Annotated in this window: 24 protein-coding genes; 16 read left to right on the forward strand and 8 right to left on the reverse strand. The window is 71.8% G+C overall.

The window, feature by feature from the left end; translation table 11 throughout:
• The first annotated feature begins 262 nt into the window (after window positions 1-262).
• From ACZ6R6_RS35985 to ACZ6R6_RS35995, 3 genes are read left to right on the forward strand one after another with little or no spacing between them, the layout of a single operon-like run.
• Complete coding sequence (locus tag ACZ6R6_RS35985; RefSeq protein ID WP_470101045.1) at window positions 263-589, forward strand: PadR family transcriptional regulator; 327 nt, start codon at window positions 263-265, stop codon at window positions 587-589.
• Window positions 586-942, forward strand: a complete 357-nt coding sequence (locus ACZ6R6_RS35990; protein ID WP_470101047.1) for a DUF1048 domain-containing protein — start codon at window positions 586-588, stop codon at window positions 940-942. Before ACZ6R6_RS35985 ends, ACZ6R6_RS35990 begins: the two co-directional genes overlap by 4 nt.
• Window position 943: 1 nt before the next feature.
• Window positions 944-1,270 carry a DUF1048 domain-containing protein gene (locus ACZ6R6_RS35995; RefSeq protein ID WP_470101049.1) on the forward strand — a complete coding sequence of 109 codons (327 nt, stop codon included), beginning with the start codon at window positions 944-946 and terminating at the stop codon, window positions 1,268-1,270.
• Between the two features lie 382 nt (window positions 1,271-1,652).
• On the opposite strand, the gene aroQ is transcribed toward ACZ6R6_RS35995, so the two are convergent.
• Entirely contained in the window at window positions 1,653-2,105 is a 453-nt protein-coding gene (aroQ, locus tag ACZ6R6_RS36000; protein WP_470101051.1) for a type II 3-dehydroquinate dehydratase, read from the reverse strand.
• 263 nt (window positions 2,106-2,368) lie between these two features.
• Window positions 2,369-3,112: an SDR family oxidoreductase gene (locus tag ACZ6R6_RS36005; protein WP_470101052.1), complete on the reverse strand. Its 744-nt coding sequence runs from the start codon at window positions 3,110-3,112 to the stop codon at window positions 2,369-2,371.
• An 80-nt stretch (window positions 3,113-3,192) separates the two neighbouring features.
• Here ACZ6R6_RS36005 and ACZ6R6_RS36010 point away from each other — a divergent pair, with 80 nt between their 5' ends.
• From ACZ6R6_RS36010 to ACZ6R6_RS36020, 3 genes are all read left to right on the forward strand, one after another.
• Window positions 3,193-3,666 (forward strand): RrF2 family transcriptional regulator, encoded by a 474-nt coding sequence (locus tag ACZ6R6_RS36010; RefSeq protein ID WP_470101054.1) that lies wholly within the window; start codon window positions 3,193-3,195, stop codon window positions 3,664-3,666.
• Between the two features lie 562 nt (window positions 3,667-4,228).
• Entirely contained in the window at window positions 4,229-5,440 is a 1,212-nt protein-coding gene (locus tag ACZ6R6_RS36015) for a cytochrome P450 (RefSeq protein WP_470101056.1), read from the forward strand.
• Window positions 5,441-5,633: 193 nt separating this feature from the next.
• The gene (locus tag ACZ6R6_RS36020) at window positions 5,634-6,413 is read left to right on the forward strand and encodes a class I SAM-dependent DNA methyltransferase (RefSeq protein ID WP_470101058.1); all 780 of its coding nucleotides are present in this window, start codon (window positions 5,634-5,636) and stop codon (window positions 6,411-6,413) included.
• Window positions 6,414-6,566: 153 nt separating this feature from the next.
• On the opposite strand, the gene ACZ6R6_RS36025 is transcribed toward ACZ6R6_RS36020, so the two are convergent.
• The gene (locus ACZ6R6_RS36025; protein WP_470101060.1) at window positions 6,567-7,724 is read right to left on the reverse strand and encodes a cytochrome P450; all 1,158 of its coding nucleotides are present in this window, start codon (window positions 7,722-7,724) and stop codon (window positions 6,567-6,569) included.
• Window positions 7,725-7,922: 198 nt separating this feature from the next.
• On the opposite strand from ACZ6R6_RS36025, the gene ACZ6R6_RS36030 reads away from it, so the two are divergent.
• Complete coding sequence (locus ACZ6R6_RS36030) at window positions 7,923-8,411, forward strand: MarR family winged helix-turn-helix transcriptional regulator (RefSeq protein ID WP_470101062.1); 489 nt, start codon at window positions 7,923-7,925, stop codon at window positions 8,409-8,411.
• A gap of 124 nt (window positions 8,412-8,535) precedes the next feature.
• Here ACZ6R6_RS36030 and ACZ6R6_RS36035 read toward each other — a convergent pair whose 3' ends face one another.
• Together ACZ6R6_RS36035 and ACZ6R6_RS36040 are read right to left on the reverse strand one after the other, a co-directional pair.
• Window positions 8,536-8,826: a hypothetical protein gene (locus ACZ6R6_RS36035; RefSeq protein ID WP_470101064.1), complete on the reverse strand. Its 291-nt coding sequence runs from the start codon at window positions 8,824-8,826 to the stop codon at window positions 8,536-8,538.
• Between the two features lie 33 nt (window positions 8,827-8,859).
• Window positions 8,860-9,312, reverse strand: coding sequence for a carboxymuconolactone decarboxylase family protein (locus tag ACZ6R6_RS36040; protein WP_470101066.1), 453 nt, complete (start codon window positions 9,310-9,312; stop codon window positions 8,860-8,862).
• Window positions 9,313-9,406: 94 nt separating this feature from the next.
• Between ACZ6R6_RS36040 and ACZ6R6_RS36045 the strand changes: the two genes are divergently transcribed.
• On the forward strand, window positions 9,407-12,223 hold the full coding sequence (locus tag ACZ6R6_RS36045; protein ID WP_470101068.1) for an AfsR/SARP family transcriptional regulator: 2,817 nt from the start codon (window positions 9,407-9,409) through the stop codon (window positions 12,221-12,223).
• Window positions 12,224-12,465: 242 nt separating this feature from the next.
• Window positions 12,466-13,044, forward strand: a complete 579-nt coding sequence (locus ACZ6R6_RS36050) for a hypothetical protein (RefSeq protein WP_470101070.1) — start codon at window positions 12,466-12,468, stop codon at window positions 13,042-13,044.
• Between the two features lie 27 nt (window positions 13,045-13,071).
• Here ACZ6R6_RS36050 and cuyB read toward each other — a convergent pair whose 3' ends face one another.
• Window positions 13,072-13,935, reverse strand: coding sequence for a cysteate racemase (gene cuyB / locus ACZ6R6_RS36055; protein ID WP_470101072.1), 864 nt, complete (start codon window positions 13,933-13,935; stop codon window positions 13,072-13,074).
• Between the two features lie 131 nt (window positions 13,936-14,066).
• Between cuyB and ACZ6R6_RS36060 the strand changes: the two genes are divergently transcribed.
• Entirely contained in the window at window positions 14,067-15,107 is a 1,041-nt protein-coding gene (locus ACZ6R6_RS36060) for an Lrp/AsnC family transcriptional regulator (RefSeq protein ID WP_470101074.1), read from the forward strand.
• 3 nt (window positions 15,108-15,110) lie between these two features.
• Here the strand turns inward: ACZ6R6_RS36060 and ACZ6R6_RS36065 are convergent, their stop codons facing one another.
• Complete coding sequence (locus ACZ6R6_RS36065) at window positions 15,111-16,292, reverse strand: amidase (protein ID WP_470101236.1); 1,182 nt, start codon at window positions 16,290-16,292, stop codon at window positions 15,111-15,113.
• A 141-nt stretch (window positions 16,293-16,433) separates the two neighbouring features.
• Window positions 16,434-17,309 carry a LysR family transcriptional regulator gene (locus ACZ6R6_RS36070; protein ID WP_470101076.1) on the reverse strand — a complete coding sequence of 292 codons (876 nt, stop codon included), beginning with the start codon at window positions 17,307-17,309 and terminating at the stop codon, window positions 16,434-16,436.
• A gap of 110 nt (window positions 17,310-17,419) precedes the next feature.
• On the opposite strand from ACZ6R6_RS36070, the gene ACZ6R6_RS36075 reads away from it, so the two are divergent.
• From ACZ6R6_RS36075 to ACZ6R6_RS36100, 6 genes are all read left to right on the forward strand, one after another.
• Window positions 17,420-18,988, forward strand: coding sequence for an amidohydrolase (locus ACZ6R6_RS36075; protein ID WP_470101078.1), 1,569 nt, complete (start codon window positions 17,420-17,422; stop codon window positions 18,986-18,988).
• Window positions 18,989-19,002: 14 nt separating this feature from the next.
• Window positions 19,003-19,956 (forward strand): ABC transporter substrate-binding protein, encoded by a 954-nt coding sequence (locus ACZ6R6_RS36080; RefSeq protein WP_470101080.1) that lies wholly within the window; start codon window positions 19,003-19,005, stop codon window positions 19,954-19,956.
• A gap of 2 nt (window positions 19,957-19,958) precedes the next feature.
• Window positions 19,959-20,867: an amino acid ABC transporter permease gene (locus ACZ6R6_RS36085; protein WP_470101082.1), complete on the forward strand. Its 909-nt coding sequence runs from the start codon at window positions 19,959-19,961 to the stop codon at window positions 20,865-20,867.
• Window positions 20,864-21,661 (forward strand): amino acid ABC transporter ATP-binding protein, encoded by a 798-nt coding sequence (locus ACZ6R6_RS36090; RefSeq protein WP_470101084.1) that lies wholly within the window; start codon window positions 20,864-20,866, stop codon window positions 21,659-21,661. The genes ACZ6R6_RS36085 and ACZ6R6_RS36090 overlap by 4 nt, the downstream gene beginning before the upstream one ends.
• A 176-nt stretch (window positions 21,662-21,837) precedes the next feature.
• On the forward strand, window positions 21,838-22,068 hold the full coding sequence (locus ACZ6R6_RS36095; RefSeq protein WP_470101086.1) for a hypothetical protein: 231 nt from the start codon (window positions 21,838-21,840) through the stop codon (window positions 22,066-22,068).
• 2 nt (window positions 22,069-22,070) lie between these two features.
• Window positions 22,071-22,553 (forward strand): Clp protease N-terminal domain-containing protein, encoded by a 483-nt coding sequence (locus ACZ6R6_RS36100; protein WP_470101088.1) that lies wholly within the window; start codon window positions 22,071-22,073, stop codon window positions 22,551-22,553.
• Window positions 22,554-22,707: the final 154 nt, after the last annotated feature.

Raw genomic sequence — 22,707 nt, forward strand, 5'->3', positions numbered from 1 at the left:
CCCGGGCTTCGAGGCGACTGGACCCTCAAGACAAGTCCTGAATCGGGATGGCGCCCGCAGCGCTCTGTATCCCAAACCAACGTAACCGCAGATCAGAGACGGGTTCGTTGAATTCCCGCGATTGCTGAAGCGCCCCTCTGGGTGAGGCGCCTGCACCGCGCGGTGGTTCTGGCGTACTGCCAATACCGTGGTCCACTACTCTGTGGTACTGTATAGCGGTACTCGGTACTACAAAGTACCAGGAGGCCGAAGAGGACCCACGATGGACGACCTGACGGAGATGCTGAAGGGCACGCTTGAGGGCTGCGTGCTTGAAATCATCGGCAGCGAGGAGACCTATGGATACGCCATCACCCGTCGGCTGAACGAACTCGGCTTCGCCGACGTCGTCGAGGGGACGGTTTACACCATCCTGCTGCGGCTGGAGAAGAACGGGCTCGTCCAGGTGACGAAACGACCGTCCGGGCTGGGCCCGCCGCGCAAGTTCTATGCGCTCAATGACGCGGGGCGCGAAGAACTCGCGACGTTCTGGGCGAAATGGGAGTACGTCTCATCACGGATCGACAAGCTCAAGGAGGGCGGGGAATGAACTTCTGGGAGACCATCACAGGCAGCGATCTCACCAGGGAATACAAGGCGTTCGAAGCCCGGGCGCAGGCATTGCCGCCCGACTACCGGGCGGCGTGGGAAGGGATCAAGGGTCATCTTTTTCCCTACGGGGACTTCACCGGTCGAAACCTGATGCCGATTCTCGACGGTGCTCTGGGGCTGCTCGAAGAGACAGCGGCCGATGGGCAGAGCATTCACGAAGTGCTGGGTGACGACATCGAGGGCTTCTGCGCGGCGCTGGCCGGTGGAGAAGGGGCTCGCAGCTATCGCGACCGGTGGCGCGAGCAGTTGAACAGGAACGTCGCAAGGAAATTGGGCCGGCTAGGAGGCTGACGTGGGCATCCAAGACATCATCGAGGGCAAGAAGCAGTGGCGGGCGCACATGGCGCGGGTCAAGGCGCTCCCGCCGGACTATCAGATCGTCTACAAAGAGATTCAGAAGTACCTCTTCAAGGTTGGACCGATCGACTTGCTTGACGGGCCCCTGCTCTCAGGGATCCTCGATTTCTTCGACGAGGGCATCGCGGCCAACAGGGGAGTCCTGGAACTCATCGGCAACGACGTCGCTGCGTTCTGCGATGAGCTGATCAAGGACTCGCGCACCTACGCGGACATTTATCAAGAGTCCATCAGCGGGAAACCCGGCACGGCCGAGAAGTAACACCCGACGACTCAAGGCCCCGGCGGGCGCCTTGAGCACCGGGACGTCGTCGTCGTGCCAGTGAGCGCATGCCCGTCCTTGGCGAGCTGAGCAGCTGGTAAGCGCTCCTCCCGAGTGCCACGCCGGGCCCGGGGCGTGGACCCGACTGGGGCGTTGGGAAAGATCGTCACATACCCGAGTGAACTCGGCGGTCAGGGCGCGGAGGGTGGAACGGTAGGCGCGCTGGGTGTTGCGTTGTTCGCGGCCGGACAGGGTGGCGAGGTAGGCGGCCGCCGCGGCGGGCAGCGGAGGTGATCCACCGCGCTCCAGGCGGTGAAGCTTGCCCGCGACGCCTCTCCCTCGCTATCGCAGATAAGCATGCCGAGCTGACCCCCTGCTCCGGCTACGCCAGGGACATCCTGTGGAGGGCGTCGATGGCGAGGCGGTAGCCGTCCACGCCGAGGCCGACGATGGTGCCGCGCGCGACGGGGGAGATGTAGGAGTGGTGCCGGAACGCCTCCCGGCGGTGCACGTTGGAGATGTGCACCTCGATGACCGGGAGCTCGGTGCCCTCGATGGCGTCGTGCAGGGCGATCGAGGTGTGGGTGTAGGCCCCGGGATTGAAGACCGCGCCGATGACCTCACCGGCCTTGACGCGCGCCCCGGCCTCGTGGATCCAGTCGATCAGCCGGCCCTCGTGGTTGGACTGACGGAAGACCACGTCCAGACCGAGCCGGGTGGCCTCCTCGCGGCACAGGTCCTCGACGGCCGCGAGTGTCGTGGTGCCGTAGACCTCGGGCCTGCGGGCGCCGAGCAGGTTCAGGTTCGGGCCATTGAGTATGTGGACGCTGGTCATGGGCGATCATTATCGCTCATTCGCAGGGCGGGGAGCGGCACCGCCGGGGAGGCGATGTCCTGAGCGGCGACATCCGGACTTATTAATCTACGTTGTAAAGGCGTTCGTCCGGTCGGCTGCCGCCGATCGGCGTGCGTGACGTCCTCTTCTGGCGCGCGGGCGGCCCCCATCCGCTCTGCGGGCGGATGGGGGCCTGGCGGATGCCCGGAGGCTGTCCCGGTCGCGCCGGCTCCGTACGGCGGCGGCGTCTTACGGCGGTGGCCCTATCGCTGTCCGGCGAGCCACTCGTCGAAGGTGGTCGGTGCGATGCGGGCGCCCTCGCCGGGCAGTAGCGCGTTGCCGGCCATCGCCAGGCCGAACGGCCCCGACCACGTCGGCACGAGCTTCACCGTACGGCCGCGTGTCTCGTTGGTGCGCCGGGCCATGTCCACCAGGTCCTGCGGTTCGGGTCCGGCGATGTCGGCGTAACGTCCCTGCGGCGGGCCCACCGCGATCTCGGCGAGGATGTCGGCCACGTCCGCGGGTGCGATCGGCTGTACGAGCAGGGGTGCGATCGTGGCGACTCCGTCCTGTTCGGTCCAGCTTGCCACCATCGCGGCGAAGTCGTGGAACTGTGTGGCTGGGACGATCGTCCACGGCACCGGTCCCGCGGCCACGAGGCGCTCCTGTTCCCGCTTGCCGGCGTAGTGCGCGTTGCCTTCGATGTGATGGATCCCGGTGATCGAGAGCAGCACGTGGTGGCGGACACCGGCCCGTTCCTCGGCGGCGAGCAGGTTGCGCGTGGCGGTGCCGAAGTAGGCCACCGTCTCGGCTCGGTCGGCCGCCGGTCCGTTGGTGGCGTCGATGACTGTCTCGACGCCGGCCAGGGTGTCGTCGAGTCCGTCGCCGGTCGACAGGTCGACGCCGAGTGAGCGGCTGATGCGCACGACGTCGTGTCCGTCCCGTTGGAGGGCGGCGACGGTGAGGGCTCCGATGTTCCCGGTCGCGCCGGCGATTGCGATCCGCATGATGATCTCTCCTTCTTTCGTACGGTGCAGACGCTATCATGGACTAAATAGGTCCACAATGTCTGCGATAGACTTGGGCCGTGAAACTGCCTGTGAGCACTGAATGGGTTCTGCACTGCGCCACGACGCTGGCGCAGCTCGATCCGGGAGCCGCGGCGTCGGCGGCGCAGCTGGCGCAGTATTACGATCTGCCGCCGGCCTACCTCACCAAGCAGTTGAAGGCGCTCGTCAGGGTCGGCCTGTTGGCCGCGACCACGGGCCCGCGGGGAGGGTTCCGGCTCGCGCGGTCCGCTTCCGAGATCACGCTCCTGCAGATCGTCGAGGCCGTCGACGGCACGTCCTCGCCGTATGAGTGTCGTGAGATCCGCCAGCAGGGGCGGGGGGCGCTGCCTCCGGAGGAGTGCCGCCGCACCTGCATTCTCGCCGAGAAAATGGCCGAGGCGCATGAGGCGTGGCGGGGGAGCCTTGCCGGGGTCACTCTCGCCGACGTCCTCGCCGCGCTGCCTCCGTCAGCGCCGTCCCGCACTCGGCTGCGTCTGTCGGGGACGGGGTAGTCCGTGCGTCGCCGCGCGTGGCGTCCTGAGCCGTCTCGGCGCGACACCCGCCGGCCGTCCGCCCCGCCGCCGGGCCGGCCGGGCCGGCGGATGAGGACTTCGATGCCGGCCTCGGCTGGGACCGGCGGGATGGCTCCCTGTGGTCCCCTCCGCACTGGCACCATCTGTGACCTGGAATGAGCCCCGTCAGGGGCGCGCGTTGTGAGCCGCTGGGCGGACTCGCCGGGTGGGTGGGTCAGAAGCGGAACGCCTCCACGGAGCGGTGGAGCGGCGCGGGTGGCCCGTCAGGGGCGCGCTCACCGTCACATTCCATCAATTCTGTAAATGAAATGCCGATATTTCCCATTGTTCACTCAATAAACAGTAAGCGTGATCTAAAGGTATAAGCTACCGCTGTTCCTGGTTTGACGTCGTCTTTTCATCGTTGCCGCGCACCGGCGGGCCTGCGGGTCCGGTCGCCTGCCCGGTGAGGTGGCGGGCGACGCTGTTCTCCTGGCGGGGCGCGCGGACGGCACCTCCTGCGCGTGCATCTGAGATCACGGACGGCGTGGGGCAGGTGGGGATGGCGACGCTTGGAGAACCGGATCAGGCCGCTCCCGGCGGGAGGCTCCCGGGGGCGGGCGTGGCCGGGGGCCTGCCCGGCGGGGCGGCGCGGTGGTATCGCCGGGACCCGCTGGGGTTCGTCGAGCAGGCGGCCCGCGAGCGGGGTCCGGTGTTCCGGCTGCCCGACGACGGGTCGCTGTGCGTGGCCGACCCGATGGAGGCCCTGCGGGTGCTGCACGACGATGAGGGCCACTACGGCGAGGTGTCCGACTTCTTCCACGTCCGCGGCGGCCGGCTGGGGCCGCGGACGACGCAGGTCGCGATCGGGCGGGCGGCGCGCGCGACGTTACGCGCCCACCTGGCCGCCCACCGCGAACGGCTGCCCACCCTCGTGGCGGAGCTGGGGGAGGTCAGCCAGTGGCCGGCGGCCGGGCGCGCCGCCGCCTACCGGTTCCTGGCCGAGGCGCTGCTGCGCCCGGACAGCCCGCCGGCGCTGCGGGAGCTGATGGCGCAGGTGGTGCGGCGCGACGTCCTGATCCGTTCCGGCGGCCGGCTGGCGGGCGTGGCGCGGCGGGCGCTGTGGGCGCGCGTGGTGCGGACGGTCGCCGGCGAGGTGCGCGCCCGCCGGGCCGACCCTCGGCCCGGCCGGCCCGGCGACCTGCTGGACGCCGTGATCGGGGCCACCCCGTCCGACACGCCTGCCCCGCAGATCGCCCAGGTGTACCTGCTGCTGTTCCGGACCTCGGTGGCGCCGGTGGGCCACGTGGTCGCCTGGGCGCTGCTGGCGGCCGCCACCCACGGCGTCGACCTGGCGGCCGTGCCCGCGGAGTCGGCCGTACGGGAGTCGCTGCGGCTGTGGCCGGTGGCGTGGCTGCTGGGCCGCCCGGTGCACCACGCCCACCAGGTCGGCGGCGTGCCGCTGGAGCCGGGGGAGAGCGTGTCGGTCTGCGCCTACCTGCTGCACCGCGACGGACGGCACTGGCCGCGGGCCACCCGGTTCGAGCCCGGCCGGTGGGACGGCCCCGGCCCCCACGGGCCCTACCTGCCCTTCGGCGGCGGTCCGTTCACCTGCGCCGGCGCCGCCGTCGCCCAGACCCTGGCCACCGATCTGCTCGCCGCCGTGACCGACGGCGCCCGCCTGGAGGTGCGCGGCGGCCACGGACGTCCCCACGTCGAGGGCATCATCACCCCTCCCCGCTTCCAGCTGCGCCGGACCCCACACAGGCCCTGACCACCAGCGGTCACCAGGAAGGAGGTGAACTCCATGAGGAAGCTGCTGCGCCGGGTTACCGGCCGCCGGGTCAACCGGCAGGCGTGGCACATCTGGTAAGCCTTCTTTCGCCGGCCGCGCCGGGCCCGACGGCCCGGCGCGGCCTTTTGACCCGGCGCGCGTCCGACGGGACAGCCGCGCCCAGGAGGCGCGCATGTCGCATGTGGACGAGACGCTGGCGGCCTACGAGGCCATCGCGGCCCGGTACGACGAGCTGAATGCGCGGATGGACACCGCCGCCCTGGTGGACCGCTACGTGGAGGCGGCCGATCGGTACGGGTCGGGTGGGCGACGGCTGCTGGACGCCGGGTGCGGGACCGGCCGCAGCAGCGTGGCCTTTCGCGAGCGGGGGTTCGAGGTGACCGGCTACGACCTGTCCCCGGCGATGGTGGCGATGGCCCGGCGGCGGCCCGGGGCCGAGGGGATCGGGTTCCTGGTGGGACAGCTGCAGGAGCCTCCCCCTGGGCTGAGCGGTTTCGACGTGGTCGCCTGCGTGGATGTGCCGATGGCGTACCTGACCGCCACGGACCAGCTGTGGCGGGCGTTGGCGGCCGCACGCGACCAGCTCGCCGAGGACGGGGTGCTGGTCTTCGACCTGACCACCATCGGCTACTACCGGCGCGCGTTCGGCGTCCCCGCGATCGCCGATCGGGGGGACCGGTACGTGGCGTGGTTCGCGCTGTCCCCGCCGGTCGAGGCCGACGCGGTCGTGGTCACTCAGTTCGACCTGTTCGAGCGGGCCGGTGCGGGCTGGGAGCGGGTGTCGATGCGGCACGTGCAGCGGCACCACTCCGACCGGACGGTGCGCCGGGTGGCCGAGCGGGCCGGGCTGCGCATCGTGGCCACCTGCGGGTTGGTGGGGACGGCGGCGCGGGAGCCGGCCGACGAGGACGACCACGACCGGATCCTGTACGTCGCCCGCCGGGCAGACTGAGCACGCCCGTGCCCCGCGCCGCCGGGGGTGGAGCGCACGTTCATCCCGGCCGGACGGCTACCGCCGCCCCGGAGAGCACGATCTACCCGGCTGTGGTCATCGCGCTGCTTCCTGGCCTCGCCCGAGTGTCCGCCCGGGGTTTCCGGACATCCTCTACGCAGCGCCGAGCGTGACCGGGAGGGCGGCCAGCCGGCTTCCCTGGATGCCGCCGACGGTGATCTGTCGCAGGTCGGCGAAGGGCACCGCCAGGCGTGCGTCGGGGAAGTCGGTCCGCAGGACCTCCACGATCGCGCTCAGCTCGAGGTGGGCGAGCTGGGCGCCGGTGCAGTAGTGCGGGCCGGCGCCGAAGGCGAGGTCGGGCCCGGCGGGCCGGCCCGGGTCGGTGTTGATGCCCCGGATGTCGACGAGCACCGCGGAGCGGGCGGGCAGCCCTACCCCGGCGAGCTCGACGTCGGTGGCGGTGAACCGCCAGAGGGTGAAGGGGGCGGGCGGGTGCAGGCGCAGCGTCTCCCGGACGAGCTCGTCGGTCGGGGGCCTGTCTGCGGCGCGGTCGGGGTCGAGGAGGTGCGCGAGCAGGAAGCCCAGCGCCGCGTCGGTGGTGAGCTGCCCGGCGTAGATCAGCGTGAAGATCAGGTAGTGCACCTGCTCCTCGGTCATCTCGGCGGGGACGCGATCGCGCAGCTCGACGGCGATGCCGTCCTGGCCGTCGCGGAGCGCGGCGGCGGCCAGTTCCGCGAAGGCGGCCATGGCCGCCCCCACGTCCTCGGGGCGGTTGCTGTGCATCCCCCGGCAGGCCGCCATCGCCTGGTCCACCCTGTCCAGCGGTACGCCGAGGATTTCTGAGACGACGGTGAGGGGGAAGCGCGTGGTGAGGTCGGCCATCAGGTCGACCGTTTCGCCGGTGGCGGCGAGTCCGGTGAGCAGTGTGCGGGCGATCGTCATGATCGGCTCGTGGTAGTCCCGCATCCGCCGGGCGGTGAACAGCGGGGCGTGCGCGCGGCGTAGCCGCTCGTGCGCGGGGCCGTCGAGGGTGGTGAGCGACGGCTGCGCGGCGGCGGTGGGTTCGAGGCCCGCGGCCTGGGGGTCCCAGTGCGCCGGCGCGTAGGCGGGGTCTTTCGCGATGTCGGGGTGTGCGAGGACCTCGCGGGCCAGCGTGTAGTCGGTGACGATCCACACCGGGCCGCCCGCGGGGGCCTCGGCGCGGACGATCGGGCCCAGGGCGCGCAGGGCGGCGTGGGCGGGATGGGGCTCGCCGACGCCGCGGACGGTGGCGGCGAAGGGGTCGAGCTCGGCGTGGGGTGCGTTCGGCATCGGGCTCCTCGAGGCGCGTCTGGATCTTGGCGGGTGGGGCGAGGACAGCTCATCGGCGGGCGGAAGGCGGGGGCGCGGCAAATGCTTCCACCATGAGTTAGTTCCATGACAATGTAATTCCGCCGTAAAATATTCTTGTGGCGGTAGATTGTCAACACGGCCGCCGGCGCGGATCGCCGCTACGAGAGGGAGGACCTGATGGAGGAACAGACGCTCGGCGCCGTCGCGGCGCAGCGCGAACGGCTGGCGGAAGGGCTCAGGGCCTACGGGGCGAGCTTCACCGAGCTGGGCCGCCGCTTCGCCACCGTGCTGGGCGTGCACGCCACCGACGCCTTCGCTCTCCTGGAGATCGCCTCCGCCGAGGAGAGGGGCGCCCCGCTGTCCCCGGCCCTTCTCAGCAAGCGCATCTCACTGTCTCCGGGGGCCATGAGCGCGCTGCTGAACCGCCTCGAACAGGCCGGCCACATCACCCGCACCCGCGAACACGCCGACCGGCGGATCGTCACCCTGCGCAGCGGCGGGCACGTCAAAGAGCTCGCCGAGGAGTTCTTCGGACCGGTCAACGGACGCCAGGACGCCATCCTGTCCCAATACCCGCCCGAACTGCTTCAGCAGTTCGAGACCTTCCTGACCCATCTGCGCACCGGCCTGGAGGCCGAGCTCACGCAACAGGGGAGGGACGCCTGACGGCGCGTGCGCCGTCCCGGGCCGCGATGTCCGGGACGGCGCAACCGTCCGCCGGCGCCTGCGTGGTGCCGTCGTCGGGGCACAGGCGCCTGAGATCGCCGGCGCTGAGGACGATCACCGGGTCTCAGCGCTCGTCGACGACCTGGCCGTTCAGGGCGGTGGCGTCCTTGGTGAGGGCCATGGTCAGCGGCGCCTCGGGGAAGGTGGGCAGGGCGGCGAGCGCGGCGCCCAGCTGCTCGGCGCTCTCCCAGTGCCAGGTGTCGGTGTAGGTGCCGTCCTCGAGCTGGATGAGGGTGGCGTGGGTGAGGCCGGGGTGGCCCTCCCGGACGGTCGCGATCAGCGAGCCGCGGCGGGCCAGGAACTCCTCCAGCTCGGTGCCGGCGACGGAGTAGCGGTGGGTGCGGACGACGGACATGTCGGTGTCCCTTTCTGCGCGTGGGGGCGGGGCCTACCAGCTGCCGGCGATCTGCCGGATCGGGGCGTTGAGGCGGTTGAAGAGGTTGGTGACGGCGGTCATCATCAGGATCGAGGCCAGCTGCTGCTCGTCGAAGTGGTCGGCGGCGTTGTTCCAGACCTCGTCGGAGACGGCGTCGGCGCGGTCGGCCAGCCGGGTGGCGGCCTCGGCCAGCTCCAGCGCCGCCCGCTCGGCGTCGGTGTAGTACGGAGCCTCGCGCCAGGCGGCGACCAGGCCGATGCGCTCGTCGCTCTCGCCGAGCTTGCGCAGGTTCTTCAGGCCCGCGTCGACGCAGAAACTGCAGCCGTTGATCTGGCTGGCCCGCAAGTGGATCATTTCCATGAGCTCCTGGGGCAGCCCCTGCGACTGGGCGGCCTGCATCAGCTCCATGATCGGCTTCATCGCGGCGGGGATGATCGTGGCGGGGTTCTTCATCCGGGCTTCCATCGTGTTCTCCTCTGGTCTCGTTCGGTGTGAGATCAGAGTGGCTGCCGGGGTTGATACATTCGCTATGCACTCACGATGCGCCGGCGATGGAGGGATGATGCTGCGCTTCATCCTTCTGGGCCCCGTCCAGATGATCGTCGACGGCGCGCCCCTGACGGGCATCGCCCCACGTCACCGGGCTGTGCTGGCCTACCTCCTGCTCAACGCCGGCCGGGTGATCAGCATCGAGCGGCTGATCGACGCGATATGGGGCTACGACCGGCCCGACACCGCCCGGTCGCAGATCCACGCCTCGATCACCGCGATCCGCAAGGTGCTGCGTGGTGCGGGAGCCCCGCAGCTCCTCCAGACACGTGCCGGCGGCTACGTCGCGCAGCCCGAGCCCGGGCAGGTCGACGCGCAGGAGTTCACCGAGCTGGTGGCCGCCGGTGAGCTGCGCAAGGCGCTGGATCTGTGGAGCGGCGAGGCGCTGGAGGGCGTGCACGCGCATTACGTCAGCGGCGTCCGGGAGTTCTGGCACGACCGGCGGCTGTCGGCCTACGAGCGCCTGGCGGAGGCCGAGCTCGCCGCCGGGCGGCACGGCGATCTGCTCGACGAGCTCGCCGCCCAGGTGAGCGCCGACCCGCTGCGCGAGAAGCTCAACGGCCATCTCGTCCTGGCCCTGCACCGGGCGGGGCGGCAGGCCGACGCCCTGGCCGTGGCGCGTTCCTACCGTACGGCTCTCGCCGACGGACAGGGGCTGGATCCCGGGCACGCCTTCACCGAGCTGGAGCGGGCGGTCCTGGCCGATGATCCGGCCCTGCGCCTGGCCGATGCCGCGCCGGTCTCCGGCCCGCCGCGTCGCTCCACCTTCCTGCCCTACGACATTCCCGATTTCTCCGGACGGACCGCCGAGCTGGAGCGGCTCGTGGGCGAGCACCACGGGCCGGCGGTCGTCACGATCGACGGCATGGCCGGGATCGGCAAGACCACGCTCGCCGTCCACGTGGCCCACCGGCTGGCGGCCCGCTATCCGGACGGCCGACTCTTCATCGACCTGCGGGCCCACACCGCGGGCCGGGAGCCGCTCGACGCCGCCGCCGCGCTGGAGGCCCTGCTGCGCCAGCTCGGGGTGCCCGCCGACCGCATCCCGGTCACCCTGGTCGAGCGGAGCGCTCTGTGGCGTGCCGAGCTGGCCGATCGCCGCGTGCTCGCCGTGCTGGACAACGTCCTGGACGTCGAGCACGTGCGCCCCCTGCTGCCGGGGCACTCCCACACCCTCGTCCTGATCACCAGCAGGCGGCGGCTCGTCGACCTGGACGGCGCCCACGCACTGTCGGTCGAGGTGCTGGCGGAGAAGGACGCCGCGGAGCTGTTCGAGCGGATCGTGGGTGAACGCGCCCGCCAGGAGCCGGACGCCGTGGGCGAGGTGCTGCGGTTGTGCGGGCACCTCCCGCTCGCCATCCGGATCTCGGCTGCCCGCCTCCAGCACCGCCCGCGCTGGAGCGTGTCCTACCTGGCGGGCCGGCTGCGGGACCATCGCCGGCTCCTGGACGGGGTCTCGGCGGCCTTCGCCCTGTCCTACGAGCAGCTCGACGAGGCCGAGCAGCGCATGTTCCGCCTGCTCGGGCTGGCGCCCGGGCGCGACATCGACCCCTACGGCGCGGCCGCGCTGGCCGGGATCACCGAGGAGGAGGCCGAGGAGCTCCTCGAAGGACTCCTGGACGCCCACATGCTGCTGCAGCTCGAAGCCGGCCGCTACACCTTCCATGACCTGCTCCGCGAGCACGCGCGCTCGATCGCCGAGGACGACGGCGCCGTCCCGGTCCTGCGGCTGCTCACCTACTACCTGCACCGCTCCCGCGCCGCCGTGGACCGGCTCTTCCCCGACAGCCTCAGCCACCGCGAGGGCATCCCGCGGCCGGCCACCCCGGTCCCGCCCATCGGCGACGCCGAACAGGCGATCACCTGGCTGGACGCCGAACGCTCCAACATCATCGCGACCGCCGTCCACGGGCCCGAGATCTGCGTGGGCATGCTCGCCCTGGCGATGCGCCCCTACCTCGACCGGCAGGCACACCACGCCGACGCGCTCACGCTGCAGACCCTGGCGCTCCAGCGCGCGCGCAAGCTCGGCCACGCCCACCGCGACTTCGAGGTGCAGGCGCTCAGCGACCTGGCGTGGACCTACTGGCGGCTGGGCGAGTACGGACGGGCGCAGGAGCACGCCGACCAGGCCCTGCAGGCGTGCGAGGAGCCGTACGAGCGGGCCAGGGCACTGCTCACGCTGGGGAATGTGGCCCTGCGCCGGCGGCAGGACAGGCAGGCCGAGCAGCACCTCAAGCAGGCACTCGACCTGACCCGGATCGGCGCCGACACCTGGGGCGAGGCCCACGTGCTCGGCATCCTCGCCCTCGTCCTGGACCGGGCCGGCCGTCCGGAGGAGGCCCGGCGCCATCTGGACCTGGCACTGGCGCTGCACCGCAAGGTCGGCAACCCGGCCGGAGAGGCGGTGATCCTCAACCACCTCGGCGTCGTCCTGCGGCGCCAGGGCGAGCTCGCCCAGGCACGCACCCGCCACGAGCAGGCCGCGGCTGTCTACCGCGAGCTCGGCAACACCGCCGACGAGGCCGCCGCGCTCAACGGGCTGGCCGAGGCGGCGGGGGAGCCGGCCCGGGCGGTCGAGGGGCACACGGCCGCGCTCGCGCTCGCCGACCTGACGCGCAACCGGCCGGAACAGGCGCGTGCTCACGACGGGCTGGCACGCGCCCACCTCGCGCTCGGGCGCGCAGAGCAGGCCTGTGAGCATGGGCGGCTGGCTCTCGGCCTTTACGGGGAGCTCGGCGTTCCGGAGGCCGAGGAGGTCCGCGCCTTCCTGGAGCATGCCGGAAAGGCCGCCGGGCAGGACCACCCTCACCCCGTGCGGCGCTGAACGTTCTGCCGCGGGAGGGCTCTGGCCGCCTTGGCCGGGTTCCGGTGCCGGCATCGAGCACGATTTCACCGACGGCGGTAGCCGGGTCCGCACTTACTCGCAGAGACTGTCAAGCGGCATTAGATCATGACAAAAGAGTTGTCAGATGCTCGTACGTGCCGTTTCCGGACTCCACTTGCCGAGCACGATGTGATCACATGCCGGGACCCTGTCCAGGCCGGGGCGCGCCGAGGGAGATCGCAGTGTTGAAGAGCCGTTTCTGCGCCCTGTGGGCGGGTGCCGCCGTTGCCATGGTGTCCACGGTGCCGGCGGCCGCGCCTTCGGCAGCCGATACGTGCGCTCCGTCGACCACGTGCGCCACGACGGTGACCTTCACCGTGACCACGGACGACGGGCTGGAGATCACCGTGCCCGACGGTCCGGTCGCCATCGGCAGCGGCCCGCCGGGTACGCAGATCAGCGGGCCACTCGGCGCGGTCACGGTGTCCGACGAGCGGGCCGCGCTCACCGCCACCTGGACGGCGACCGTGTGGGGCACGGCTTTCACCACGGGCGGTGGAACGGGCTCGGAGACCGTCCCGACCACGGCGGTCTCCTACTGGTCGGGTCCGGCGACGGCCACCACCGGCACCGGCACCTTCGTCCCCGGGCAGCCCGACGCCGCCGCAGCGGAGGTGCTGGACGAGCCCTACACCGCGTTCAGCAAGACGACGGGGTCGGGCTACAACTCCGCCACCTGGGACCCCACCATCGTGATCGACATCCCCGCCCAGGCGGTGGCGGGCACCTACACCGGCACGATCAGCCACTCCGTGGCCTGATCCGCGCTCGGCGGACCACCTCCTGCCTCAGCCGAACGCCGCCTCGACGACCCGGCGGGCCAGCAGGCGGGCGGGGTCGAGAACCGGGACGGGGACGCGGGAGCCGTCCAGGGCCAGGACGAGCTCGGTGCACGCGGTGACGATCCGCTCCGCGCCGCGCTCGGCGAGGCGACGGGAGACCTCGGCCAGCGCCCGCCGGTGGGCCGGTTGGACGCCGCCGCCCTTGACGGCGCCGATGGCGGCCATGACGTGCTGCTGACCGGGCCGGTCCGGCTCGACCACCGCCACGCCGCGCCGTGGCAGAGCCCGCGCGTACAGGCCCGCGTGCAGGGTGCCCGAGGTGGCCAGCACGCCGGCCGCGCGGACGCCGTCGGCGGCGAGGGCGTCGGCGGTGACCTCGACGATGCTCACCAGCTCCAGCCCGGCCTCCTCCGCCAGGCGCGGGACGAAGGCATGGGCGGTGTTGCAGGGTACGGCGAGCAGCTCGCACCCGGCCCGCTTCAGCGCCTCGATGCCGCGCCGCAGGTACGGGGTCGGGTCCTCGCCGCCGCCGAGCAGGCTCAGGGAACGGTCGGGGACGCGGGGGTCGCCCCAGATGACGACGGGCACGTGCCCCTGGTCGCAGGCGGCGGCCGTCTCCTCCACGAGCTTGCCGTAGAAGTCGACGGTGGCCGCCGGGCCCATGCCGCCCAGGACGCCGACCAGCCGGGCCCCGCTCGCCGGGCTCCTGCGCCGGCGGCGCGACCGGGCGGCGCGCAGGGCGGGGGCCCCGCCGGCCGCCGCGGCCGTGCCGCCGCGGACGGCGGCGCCGGCGAGCGGGTCCAGGCCGGGTCCGGGGTCGATGCCCGGCCCTCCGGCCGGTATCAGGTCGCGGTCGCGGGAGCGAGCCATCGAAAAGCGTCCTCTCCTTCGCGGCGGGTCGGAAGGCGGGCCCGGGGTCGGGGACGGCCGCCGGCACAAGGATCGAGGGATAAGGTGAGCCCGCTGTCCAGATGCAGCAATCCGTCATCGGAGGAGTGACCGTGCAGGATTCCGGCATCGAGCCTCAGCGGTTGCTGTCGGAGGCCGACCTCGAACTCATCGACGCCCTCCAGATCAACCCGCGGGCCAGCTGGGCCGAGATCGGGGCGGCGACCGGCGCGGACCCGGTGACGGCGGCGCGGCGCTGGCGGCGGCTGAACAGCGCAGGGGAGGCGTGGACCACCGTCGCTCTGGGGCGGCGCCAGCTGCACACGATGAGCATGGCGTTCTTGGAGATCGACTGCGCGGCCGGGGCGGCGGTCGAGGTCGCCGACACCCTCGCCAGGGCGGGACACCTCATCACCGTTCAGCACGTCGCCGCCGGTCACGACCTGTTCGTGATCGCCGTGGCCGCGTCGATGCCGGCGCTGGCCGACTACGTGCTCACGGACCTGCCGCGGGTGCCGGGCGTGGCGAAGGTGCGCACCCATGTCGCCACGCGCGTCTTCGAGGCCTCGTGCCGCTGGCGGCTGCGCGTGCTGCCGCCCCGGTCGGCGGGGGCGCTGGCCAGACGAGCCGGGCCGGCGGAGTCCACCAGGCCGATGGACGAGGTCGACCGGCTGCTGTTCAAGGCCCTGCTCGCCGACGGCCGCGCCGGTTACTCCGAGCTGGCCGTAGCCGTCGGCGTCTCCGAACGCACGGTGCAGCGCAGGCTGTCACGGCTGGTGGCGACCGGCGACGTCGACTTCCGCTGCGACCTGGCGCGCTCGCACGCGGGCTGGCACTCCTCGGCGGTGCTGTGGCTGCGGATGCCGGACGGGCTGCTGGAGGAGACGGGCCGGGCGCTGCTCGACTGGCCGGAGACTCGGACGTGCGCGGCGCTGGCGGGGGCCCGCAACCTGCTCCTCACCGTCGGCCTGCACGGCGTCTGGGACCTGCACCCGCTGGTGGTGCGCCTTGAGGAGCGGTTCCCGTATGTGAGCGTCGTCGACCGGCAGATCGTCTTGAGGCAGTCGAAGCTCTACGGGCGGATCCTCGACCGCCTCGGCCGCTGCACGGGCGTCGTCGCGGTGGACCCGTGGAGCCTGTCGCCGCGCCCCTGAGGTTCAGCGCGGCACGGGGACCGCGCCTCCCCGGGCCTCCCGGCACAGGCCGGCCCGCAGCACGTCGGCCTCGCTGCGCCCCACCACCTGCAGGTCTCCGACGGCCAGCGCGGGCAGGCCGAGCGCGGACACGACGGCGGTGAGCCGGCCGACCTCGCCGCGGACGGCGGCCTCGTCGCACCCGGCCCGCGGCGCGGGGCCGCCGAGCGTCGGTGTGATCAGGACGTCGAGGCCGGACATCTCCGCGGAGAACCGGGCCCGGAGGGCCGAAAGCCGCTCGACGGCCCGGCGGTACTCCCGGTGGCCGATCCCGGCGGCGTCCTCCAGCTTCCGCCGCACGCCCGCGCTGTAGTCGGCGGCGTTCCTCGGGTAGGTGGCCTCGTGGGTGCGCCGGGCCTGCGCGCCCACGACCGTCCAGTATGGGGCGAGGATCTCGTACGGCAGGGCGATCTCGCGGACCGTGGCGCCCAGGTCGGCGAACTCCCCGGCCTGCGCGCATCCCTCGGCGACGCCGACGACCAGTCCCGACAGCGAGCTCGGCGGCTCGACGGCCTGTCCGCCGAGCACCCGCCACACGCGTGCGCAGTCGGCGACCGAGGTGGCCATCGGCCCGACCACGTCGAACATCGGGGCCAGGGGCGCGACCCCCTCGGCCGGCAGGACGCCGGCCCTCGGGCGCAGCCCGACCACGCCGCAGCAGGCCGCCGGGATCCGCACCGAGCCGCCGGTGTCCGTGCCGAGGCCGATCCGGGCGATCCCGGCGGCCAGCGCCGCCGCCGTGCCGCCGCTGGACCCGCCGGGAGCCAGGTGCCCGTGGCGCGGGTTGCGCACATCGCCCCAGTGTGGATTCTCGCTGGTGACGCCCCAGGCGAACTCGTGCTGGTTGGCCTTGCCGACCAGGAGCGCCCCGGCGCGCTCCAGCAGTTCGACGCAGGGGGCGGTGGTCAGCGCCTCCTCGCTCCCGTACAGGGCGGACCCGCGGGTGGTGCGGAGCCCGGCGACATCGATCATGTCCTTGACCACGAACGTCCAGGCCCACAGCTCGGGCGGGGTGGCGGGCACCGGCCGTTCGCGGCGTGAGAGCCGGTCGATGACCGGCTCGGCGCCGGCCTCGATGAGGATGTTGTGCCCGCTGTGCAGGCGTATGGCCTCGGCGGACCTGGCGATCGCCGCCTGGTGTTCCACGGTCAAGGACCTCCTGACGTCCGCCCCGGCCGCAGGGGAGCCGGCCGGTGACGGCCGGCGCGCCGGGTCCGTCACCGGCCGCGCCCGTAATCCGGCACATGCTGGCAGATCCGCCGCGCCCAGTCGAGTGCGCGGGACCGGTCAGAGCATCAGCGCGTCCAGCAGGGACTGCAGCCGGGCGGTCTCGCGGTCGGGATGGACGAGGGTGAAGATGCTGCGGCTGATGTTCAGCCACGGCACGTCGACGACCACGATGTCCGGGCCGTGCCCGCGCAGCGCGAGGTCGGGGATGAGCGCCGCACCCATCCCCGCTCCGATCATGGCCATGGTGACCTTGAAGTCGTCGGAGTGGCAGGCCACCCGGGGGTGCAGCCCCCAGTGGGCGAACAGACCCTCGAAGACGGAGGCGTCGCTGCTCGCCGGGTGGTGCATGATCCATGGCAGGTCGACGAGGTGCTCGACCCGGTGGGGCGCCAGGTCGGGCCAGCTGCGCGGGAGGACGAGTTTGTAGCGGTCCTCGGCGATCCAGCGCCGGCCCAGTGCCGACGGCCACGACAGGCCGGAGTTCCCCACCTGGTAGATGATCGCCGCGTCCATCTCGCCGCCGGAGCCCAGGCGCGGGATGAGCTGGGAGGATTCGGCGACGGAGACCCTGATGCCGGCGCGCTCCTCGGGCTCCATCCGCCGCAGGACGCCGGTCAGCACGTCGGTGAAGCTGGGGAAGACGCCCAGGCGGATCTGCCGCTCGCTGTTCCTGTGCACGGCCTGGACGGTGGCGACCATGCGCTCGATGTCGATGAGCACGGTCTCCGCCTGTCTGGCCAGCACCTCGGCGGCGCTGGTGGGCAGCACGCTGTGGGCAGAGCGGACGAACAGCTTGACGCCGATCTCCCGTTCCAGCGCGGCCATCTGCTGGGAGACGGCTGAGGAGGTGTAGCCGAGCCGGTTGGCGGCGGCGGCGAAGGACCCCAGCTGAACGACTTCACGGAGAGTACGCAGGTGTTCCGGCTTCAGCATTAGAGTTCCTTGCGCTCAGGGTTGCCGAATGTCGTGTTTATAGCGCTTCCGACTTCTTTCCACCACTCCTACAGTGATGGCCACCGTCAATCGAGCCCTAGAGAGTCACATTGAGCATCCGCGTGTATCGCAACGTCGCCATCCACACAGGAGACAGCGGCAACCCGTTGGCCCAGGCCATGGCTGTGGACGGCGGGCGGCTGCTGGCCGTCGGCGGAGAGGCGGAGGTGCGCGAGGCCGCGGGCCGGGGAGCGGAGCTGATCGACCTGGAGGGCGCCGCGGTGCTCCCCGGGTTCTACGACGCCCACATCCACACCGCGCAGTACGCCCAGAGCCTGGACGCGGTGGACCTGCGCGAGGTGCGCTCCCTGGAGGAGGCGCTGGCCAAGGTGGCCGCGCACGCGGCGCGGCTGCGACCGGGCGCCTGGCTGTTCGGCGGCCGGTGGAACAGCAACACCTGGGATCCGCCGGCGCAGCCGGACCGGTACGCGCTGGACTCGGTCTGTCCCGAGCTGCCGGTCGCGCTGCCCAGCGTGGACGGCCACACGGTATGGGCCAACTCCGCGGCCCTGCGGCTGGCCGGCATCGACGCCGCCACCCCCGACCCGGTGGGTGGCGAGATCGTCAGGGACGCGAGCGGGGAGCCCACCGGCATCCTGCGCGAGTCGGCCTCCTACCCGCTGCGCGACCTCATGGTCTCCGCCGACCTGCGCGACCAGCTCCGCGCCGCGCAGGAGGAGCTGCTCGCACTCGGCCTGACCAGCGTGCACGACATCGACGGCGAGGACTGCCGGGCCGCCTACCTGGAGCTGCGCGAAGCCGGTGAGCTGAAGCTGCGCGTGCACAAGGCGATCCCGATGATCCATCTGGAGGCGGCCATCGCCGAGGGGCGCCGTACCGGGCAGGGCGACGACTGGTTCCGCACCGGGCCGGTGAAGATCTTCAGCGACGGGGCGCTGGGCTCGCACACCTGCCACATGAGCGAGTCCTTCGCCGGCCAGCAGGGCAACGTGGGCATCGCGGTCACGCCGTACGAGGACCTGGTCAGGCTGTTCGGCGCGGCCGCCGGGGCCGGCATCGCGGTGGCCACGCACGCCATCGGGGACCAGGCCAACCACCTGGTCATCGACGCCTACGAGGCCGTCGGCCGCACGGCGGGGCTGCGGCACCGTATCGAGCACGCCCAGCACCTGCGGCCCGGCGACCTGGCCAGGATGGCCAGGCTGGGCATCGCCGCCTCGATGCAGCCCGTGCACTGCACCAGCGACATCGACCTGGTCGACTCCCTGCTGGCCGGGCAGGAGCTGGCCTCCTACGCCTGGCGCGGGATGCTGAACGTCGGCGTCGCGCTGGCCTTCGGCTCCGACGCCCCGGTCGAGCACCCCAACCCCTTCGCCGCGCTGTACGCCGCGGTGACCCGCACCCGCGCCGACGGCACGCCCGCCGGTGGCTGGCAGCCCGAGCAGCGGCTGAGCATGGGCGAGGCCCTCACCGCCCACACCCTCGGCGCGGCCTACGCCGCGGGTGAGGAGGACCTCAAGGGTGTCCTCGCGCCCGGCAAGCTCGCCGACTTCATCGCGGTGGACACCGATCCCTTCGTGGAGTCACCGGATGCGCTGCTGCGCACCAAGGTCATGACCACCGTCGTCGGCGGCGAAGTCCGCTGGCAGCAATCCTGAAGGAGCACCCCCCGTTGAACACCCGGATTCTCACCGCGCTCGCCGCCGGCGCGCTGCTGGCCGCCACCACGGCCTGCGGCGCCCAGTCCCTGGACGACGGCGCGTCCGGCGCCGCGGCCGCCGCGCCGGACGTCGTCCTCGACCAGGCCCCCGCCGAGGAGAAGGCGGCCGACGTCATCAACGCCATCACCCCCGACAAGGACCTCGCCGCCAGGGCGCCGGCGAGCCTGAAGTCCGGCGGCCTGAAGGTCGTCTCCTCCATCGGCTACCCGCCGATGGAGCTGTACGCCAGCGACGGCAAGACGCCGATCGGATTCGACCCCGCCCTGGCCAGGGCCATCGCCAGGAAGCTCGGCGTCAAGGTGACCATCACTGACGAGGAGTTCAACTCGCAGATCCCCGGCGTGCTCACCGGCCGCTACGACTTCGTCATCTCCTCGATGACCGACAATCCCGAGCGGCAGGGCCAGGTCACCTTCGTCGACTACGTGCAGGCGGGCTCGGGGATGCTGATCAAGAAGGGCAACCCGGCCGGCATCGCCGGGCCGAAGGACCTGTGCGGCAAGACGGTCTCCGTCGTCGACAACGGCTCCTCGATGGAGCTGGCCGAGAGCTACGACGCCGACTGCAAGAAGGACGGCAAGGCCGCGGTGAACATCCTGAAGTTCCCCGGCGACACGGAGGCCATGCTCCAGGTGAGCAACGGTCGCGCGCAGGCCACCGTCACCGACTACGTGGTGGCCGCCTACAAGTCCGCCGATCCCAAGCTCGCCATGGAGGCGATCACCCTCGAAGGCACCGAGAGCCCGTGGGGCATCGGGATGAAGCCGGACAACAAGGAGCTCATCGAGTCCGTCAGGGGTGCGCTGGACGCGCTCATCCAGAGCGGCGAGTACGGCAAGCTGCTCGCGGCGTGGAACCTCGACAAGCTGGCCGTCCAGTCCGCTGTGATCAACGGCGGTAAGTGACCGTGCGGACCGAACCGATCACCGACGCGTCGGGCAGGCCGATCCCCGTCGCGCGGACCTGGCACTGGGGTCGCTGGCTGGCCGCGGCGGTCGCGCTGGCGGTCGCGGCCCGGCTGGCCTACCTCATCGTGGCCAACCCGAACCTGGACTGGGGCAAGGTCGCCGGCTACGTGTTCAACGAGCGGATCCTGAGCGGGGTCTGGGTCACCATCGAGATCTCGGTCCTGGCCACGGCCCTCGGGTTGGTCCTGGGCGTGCTGGTCGCGATCATGAGGCTGGCGCACAACCCGGTGCTGAGCGCACTGGCCACGTTCTACATCTGGTTCTTCCGCGGCACGCCGGTGCTCGTGCAGCTCATCTTCTGGTACAACCTGGCTTTCCTGTTCCCCGAGCTGGTGCTCAAGATCCCGTTCACCATGATCGGTGTCAAGTGGGACACCAACCAGGTGATGACCGGCTTCACCTCGGCCATGCTGGGGCTGGGGCTGAACCTGGCGGCCTACTTCGCCGAGACCGTGCGCGCCGGGATCCAGGCCGTCGACCGCGGCCAGAGCGAGGCGGCGTACGCGCTGGGCATGACCCCGGCCAGGCGGATGCGGGTCATCGTGCTGCCGCAGGCGCTGCGCATCATCATCCCGCCGACCGGCAACGAGTTCATCTCCATGCTGAAGACCACCTCGCTGGTCTACGTGGTCGCCGGGCACGACCTGATGACCAACGCCAGCCAGATATACAAGGCGAACAACCTGATCATGGAGCTGCTGATCGTGGCGAGCCTGTGGTACATGCTCATGACCGCCGTGGCGACCTTCCTGCAGGGCAGGCTGGAGCGCCGTTTCGGCTCCGAGGCCGTACGGCTGGTGCGCGGCGGCGGCCTGGCCGCCAGGATCCTGCCGAAGGCGGCCGCATGAACGCGCCGGGCGAGCAGGTCGTGCGGGCCGCGGGCGTCCGGATGAGCTACGGCGATGTGCAGGTGCTCAACGGCGTGGACCTCACCGTCGCCTCCGGCGAGGTGAGCTGCGTCATCGGCCCGTCGGGCTCGGGCAAGTCCACGTTCCTGCGGTGCATCAACGGCCTGGAGCCGGTGCTCGGCGGCAGCCTGCGGGTGCTCGGCGAGGAGGTCGGCCACACCCTGCGCGGCGGCAGGTACCACCCTTGGACGCCCAAGGAGTTCGCCGCCTTCCGCAGGAACATCGGCATGGTCTTCCAGCGCTTCAACCTGTTCGCCCACCACAGCGCGCTGGAGAACGTCGCCTGCGGCCCCGTCCACGTCCTGGGCACCCCGGCCGACCGGGCGCGGGCGCTGGCCATGGAGCACCTGGAGCGGGTGGGCCTGGCCGACCACGCGCACAAGCGGCCCCACCAGCTCTCCGGCGGCCAGCAGCAGCGGGTGGCCATCGCCAGGGCGCTGGCGATGAACCCGGCGCTGATGCTGTTCGACGAGCCGACCTCCGCGCTGGACCCGGAGCTGGTCGACGAGGTTCTGGAGGTCATGAAGGGGCTGGCCGCCGAGGGGATGACGATGGTCGTGGTGACCCATGAGATCGCCTTCGCCAGGGAGGTCGGCGACTGGCTGATCTTCTTCGCCGACGGCGTGGCCGTCGAGCGGGGCCGGCCCAGAGAACTCCTGGCCAACCCGGGCCACGGGCGGACCAGGGCGTTCCTGTCCAGCGTGCTCGGCCCGGAAGAACGCCGGCGGTCCTAGCGGAGCGCGCCGGCGCCGGCCCGTGCCCGCTACGCGCGTCGCTGCCGGCCGGCCACCTGCCGGACGGCGCCGGGGCGGGGAAGGCGGGGGAGGCGGGGGAGGCGGCGCGGCCCCCGGAGCCCGCAGCAAGCAACCTGTGTTGACTAACTTGAGATTAGTCAACTATGGTTGCTTGCATGCCCGCCAATGAGATTCCCGATTCCCCGCAGCCCGCTGACGCGCTGGCGGCTGTGGCGGCGTTGAGACGCCTGGCCGACCAGATAGAGGACGCCGCCGTCGAGCAGGCCATGCGGGCGGGCTGGAGCTGGCCGCAGGTCGCCGAGGCGCTCGGCGTGACGCGGCAGGCGGTCCACAAGAAGCACGCCAAACGGCTCATCGCCGCAGGCGTCACACTGAGGAGGCGCTGACGATGGCCGCCATCGACCACTACATCAACACGATCATCGACCAGGGAGCACACCAGGCCCACACCGACGGATCGACGACGATCGAGGCACATCATCTCCTGCTGGCGATCGCCGCCGGACAGGAGAGCACCACCCGCCGGGTCCTGAGCTCGGCCGGGCTGGACCGCCAGGCGATCCGCGACGCGCTGGACCGGGAGTTCGAGCACAGCCTGAACGCGGCCGGGGTCTCTCTCGCCGCCTTCGACCTCCCGCAGCCGAGCACCGCCCCCGACCCTCCCACGCAGCTGGGGGCCTCGGCCAAGCTCGCGCTCGAACGAGGCTTCGCGTCCGTCACCCGGAAGAAGGACCTGCAGCCGGCGCATCTGCTGCTGGGCATCCTGCAGGCCCGGGTCGGCACCGTGCCGCGCGCGCTCGCCCTGGCCGGTGTCGACCACGACGACCTGATGGCGCGCCTGCTGCAGACGCTCACCGACGCCGGCCGGTAACGGGCGGCCGCCGCTGAGAGCGCCCAGCCTCTCCGACGTCCCCCGGTACCAGGCCCACGACTTTCCCTGACTTCCCCGGCTTTCCCGGCACCGGGCCCACGACTTTCCCTGACTTCCCCGGCTTTCCCGGCACCGGGCCCACGACGGCCGCCCG

It is taken from the genome of Streptosporangium sp. NPDC048886 (assembly GCF_055586905.1).

Bases quoted from the DNA above. Each gene is read 5' to 3' on its own strand.
- ACZ6R6_RS36100 (WP_470101088.1), top strand. From the start codon at position 22,071: ATGGCCGCCATCGACCACTACATCAACACGATCATCGACCAGGGAGCA.
- cuyB (WP_470101072.1), bottom strand. From the start codon at position 13,935: ATGGCTCGCTCCCGCGACCGCGACCTGATACCGGCCGGAGGGCCGGGC.
- ACZ6R6_RS35990 (WP_470101047.1), top strand. From the start codon at position 586: ATGAACTTCTGGGAGACCATCACAGGCAGCGATCTCACCAGGGAATAC.
- ACZ6R6_RS36025 (WP_470101060.1), bottom strand. From the start codon at position 7,724: ATGCCGAACGCACCCCACGCCGAGCTCGACCCCTTCGCCGCCACCGTC.
- ACZ6R6_RS36035 (WP_470101064.1), bottom strand. From the start codon at position 8,826: ATGTCCGTCGTCCGCACCCACCGCTACTCCGTCGCCGGCACCGAGCTG.
- ACZ6R6_RS35985 (WP_470101045.1), top strand. From the start codon at position 263: ATGGACGACCTGACGGAGATGCTGAAGGGCACGCTTGAGGGCTGCGTG.
- ACZ6R6_RS36005 (WP_470101052.1), bottom strand. From the start codon at position 3,112: ATGCGGATCGCAATCGCCGGCGCGACCGGGAACATCGGAGCCCTCACC.
- ACZ6R6_RS36070 (WP_470101076.1), bottom strand. From the start codon at position 17,309: ATGCTGAAGCCGGAACACCTGCGTACTCTCCGTGAAGTCGTTCAGCTG.
- ACZ6R6_RS36015 (WP_470101056.1), top strand. From the start codon at position 4,229: ATGGCGACGCTTGGAGAACCGGATCAGGCCGCTCCCGGCGGGAGGCTC.
- ACZ6R6_RS36095 (WP_470101086.1), top strand. From the start codon at position 21,838: ATGCCCGCCAATGAGATTCCCGATTCCCCGCAGCCCGCTGACGCGCTG.
- ACZ6R6_RS36040 (WP_470101066.1), bottom strand. From the start codon at position 9,312: ATGGAAGCCCGGATGAAGAACCCCGCCACGATCATCCCCGCCGCGATG.
- ACZ6R6_RS36090 (WP_470101084.1), top strand. From the start codon at position 20,864: ATGAACGCGCCGGGCGAGCAGGTCGTGCGGGCCGCGGGCGTCCGGATG.
- ACZ6R6_RS36045 (WP_470101068.1), top strand. From the start codon at position 9,407: ATGATGCTGCGCTTCATCCTTCTGGGCCCCGTCCAGATGATCGTCGAC.
- ACZ6R6_RS36020 (WP_470101058.1), top strand. From the start codon at position 5,634: ATGTCGCATGTGGACGAGACGCTGGCGGCCTACGAGGCCATCGCGGCC.
- ACZ6R6_RS36030 (WP_470101062.1), top strand. From the start codon at position 7,923: ATGGAGGAACAGACGCTCGGCGCCGTCGCGGCGCAGCGCGAACGGCTG.
- aroQ (WP_470101051.1), bottom strand. From the start codon at position 2,105: ATGACCAGCGTCCACATACTCAATGGCCCGAACCTGAACCTGCTCGGC.